This window comes from Hydrogenophaga sp. (genome assembly GCF_041633695.1).
Taxonomy (GTDB): domain Bacteria; phylum Pseudomonadota; class Gammaproteobacteria; order Burkholderiales; family Burkholderiaceae_C; genus Hydrogenophaga.
In genome coordinates this window covers 1-1,724 of record NZ_JBFJMY010000665.1, presented here as the reverse complement: position 1 = coordinate 1,724, position 1,724 = coordinate 1, and the positions used below count along the sequence as shown (strand labels likewise).

Below are 1,724 nucleotides of genomic sequence, written 5' to 3'. Positions count from 1 at the left end.
TTGCATCAGCGGGCCGTCCTCCACCGGATCGAACAGGCCCAGCGGCGACTCGTTCACCGGCGAGCCCTTGAGGGCGTAAAACGGCACGTCTTGCATCAGCGCTTTCAGGCGCTCGGCGATCGAACTTTTGCCGCCCCCCACCGGGCCCAGCAGGTAAAGAATTTGTTTCCGTTCTTCCAGCCCTTGTGCGGCGTGGCGGAAGTAGCTGACCACTTGCTCGATCGCTTCTTCCATGCCGTAGAACTCGGCAAAAGCCGGGTAGATCTTGATGACCTTGTTGGCAAAGATGCGCGAGAGCTGGGGGTCGTTGCGCGTGTCCACCATTTGCGGCTCGCCAATGGCCTTGAGCATGCGCTCGGAGGCGGTGGCGTAAGTCAAGGGGTTGCGCTTGCACTCGGTCAGATAGTCTTCGAGCGACATTTCTTCTTCGCGGGTGCGCTCATAGCGAGCCGAAAAACTGTTGATGATGTCCATGTGACCTCCTGGCAGCAAGCTCCATAGGGCGGTGTCACACCGGCGCGACACCTCGATGCGTCGAAAAATCCTGGCTTTTCGAGTCCTGCATCGGAATCTGCAAATGCCTACTGCTTGGACTCGGTCCGGTACCAACAGGTTCGCTCAAACATCCTCAACCGGTGCCACCAATAAAGCCAATTTCTGGGGTCAGTTTGGGCCTTGTGGTGGACGGTGCATCGGCCTCGACTTTGATGCGTCCTTCGCACCATCCTACGCGGTACATCGCACCATGTGGCGTCTGTGGTGTAAAGCAAGCGATGTTCGGACTCTGTTGGTTGTATATACGTGACGAAGTTTGCGTTGGATGTGGTGACAAGCTACTGACACCACGTTGTCAGCAGGGGGTTCACACAATCGCTTTTCCACCACTTTTTTAGGAAACGACGATGGCACATGCATTGAACTGGTTTGAAATTCCCGTGTCCGATATGGACCGCGCAGCGCGCTTCTACGCCACCCTCACCGGGCACGCTCTGAAGCGCGAAGCCTTTGGCGGACCGGGCGATGAAATGGCGGTGTTTGAGCACGGCGACGACGGCGTGGGAGGCGCCTTGATGAAAAGCGCGCAGGCGGAACCCGCCGCGCAGGGCACCGTGGTGTATCTCAACACCGGGCCGCAGCTGGACGCCTGGTTGGCCCGTGTGCCAGCAGCGGGCGGCGAAGTCGTGGTGCCCAAAACCGCCTTGCCACCCGGCATGGGCTTTTTTGCCCAGTTGCTGGACAGCGAAGGCAACCGGGTCGGCCTGCACCAACCGGGTTGAGCATGGGCAGCAGCAACTGCTGGATCGCCGTGGCCAGTGCCGAACACGCGCTGCGTGGCCGCGACCACCAACCCACGGGCTTCATGCAGGTCTGCCATGGCAAGCGCGCGCCCCTGGCCCGCGTGTGTTCGGGCGACTGGGTGGTTTACTACGCACCGGCCCAGACCATGGGCGGCAAAGACCGGCTGCAAAGTTTTGTCAGCCTGGGGCGGGTGGTCGCCGGCGAGCCATATCCGGTGGACATGGGCGGGGGCTTTGTGCCCTTCCGCCGCGATTTGGTCTATGTGTCGGCGCAGGCCGCGCCCATCACACCGCTGCTGGACCGTTTGCAGTTTGTGGAAAACCGCGAGCGCTGGGGCTACCCGTTTCGCTTTGGCCTGTTTCAGATTCCAGCTGCCGATATGCGGCTCATCGCCCGGGCCATGCGGGTTGACAGCGCAGCCCTGG

The 1,724-nt window shown here is 61.1% G+C and carries 2 protein-coding genes and 1 pseudogene; 2 read left to right on the top strand and 1 reads right to left on the bottom strand.

Annotated features, from left to right (window positions below):
* A pseudogene (locus ABYB95_RS23015) lies at nt 1-474 on the bottom strand (PrkA family serine protein kinase); the annotation flags it as partial.
* Nucleotides 475-902: 428 nt separating this feature from the next.
* Here ABYB95_RS23015 and ABYB95_RS23010 point away from each other — a divergent pair.
* Together ABYB95_RS23010 and ABYB95_RS23005 are read left to right on the top strand one after the other, a co-directional pair.
* Nucleotides 903-1,277: a VOC family protein gene (locus ABYB95_RS23010; RefSeq protein ID WP_372662528.1), complete on the top strand. Its 375-nt coding sequence runs from the start codon at nt 903-905 to the stop codon at nt 1,275-1,277.
* A gap of 2 nt (nt 1,278-1,279) precedes the next feature.
* Nucleotides 1,280-1,724, top strand: a 445-nt coding sequence (locus ABYB95_RS23005; RefSeq protein ID WP_372662524.1) for an EVE domain-containing protein, incomplete at its 3' end; no start/stop codon positions are given.

Bases quoted from the DNA above. Each gene is read 5' to 3' on its own strand.
- ABYB95_RS23010 (WP_372662528.1), top strand. From the start codon at position 903: ATGGCACATGCATTGAACTGGTTTGAAATTCCCGTGTCCGATATGGAC.